This window comes from Vaccinium witches'-broom phytoplasma str. VAC (genome assembly GCF_000309405.1).
Classification (GTDB): domain Bacteria; phylum Bacillota_I; class Bacilli_A; order Acholeplasmatales; family Acholeplasmataceae; genus Phytoplasma.
This window is the reverse complement of sequence record NZ_AKIN01000180.1, coordinates 1-722: the sequence shown is the minus strand read 5'-3', so window position 1 is coordinate 722 and position 722 is coordinate 1. Positions and strand designations below refer to the sequence as shown.

The following is a 722-nucleotide window of genomic DNA, read 5'->3' as shown; positions in this document are numbered from 1 at the left end:
CTGTGATCAGCAAGACAGTAAAAATAGTGGTTTGCATCGTATCTATTCGATGGGTCAAAATTTCCTTACTAGTAAAACCTTTAGCAAATTTGAGACAAAAATCGCTTATATTTAAAAACAAAACCAGAAAAAACGTTTTTATTTTTAAAAACCAATTCCACATAAAGTTTGTTCCTTTCTTCTGGTTTTTATTCCAATTCTTTTAATTCATCATCTGTATATCCAACATCTTTTAAATCTGAAACTGTATATCCAGCATATCTTAATTCAAAAGCTGTATATCCAGCATCTCTTAATTCATCAGTTGTAAATCCAGCATCTTTTAATTCTGTAGCTTTAAATTCACCAGCTTTTAATTCTTTAGCTGTATAACCTTCCTCTATTAAAACTAACGCTACAAATCCAAGATTTTTTAATTCTTTAGCTGAACATCCGACAGCTTTTAATTCACTAATTGTATACCTAGCTACTAATAATTCATATGCTGTATATCTACCAGCTTTTATTTCTTGGAGGGTATAACCAATTTCTTTTAATTCTTTAACTGGATAGCCAAGTTCTTTTAAATGTGCAGCTGTAAAATTAGAAGCTTTTAATTCTTGAAGTGTATATCCATCATATTTTTTAGACATTTAAATCTCCTTGTATTTAATTGTTATTTAAATAGAAAAACAACTTTATTCGCTTATCGCCTACTCTTTGGGGTTTTTATTCCAATTCTT

At 28.9% G+C, this 722-nt stretch carries 1 protein-coding gene; it reads right to left on the bottom strand.

The genetic code is table 11. The annotated features are described in order from the left end of the window. Positions 1–188: 188 nt before the first annotated feature. Entirely contained in the window at positions 189–632 is a 444-nt protein-coding gene (locus RI68_RS02805; protein WP_017193720.1) for a hypothetical protein, read from the bottom strand. Positions 633–722 lie beyond the last annotated feature (90 nt).

What these genes read in the sequence shown, in the direction of transcription:
- RI68_RS02805 (WP_017193720.1), bottom strand. Translation starts at nt 632, where the DNA reads ATGTCTAAAAAATATGATGGATATACACTTCAAGAATTAAAAGCTTCT.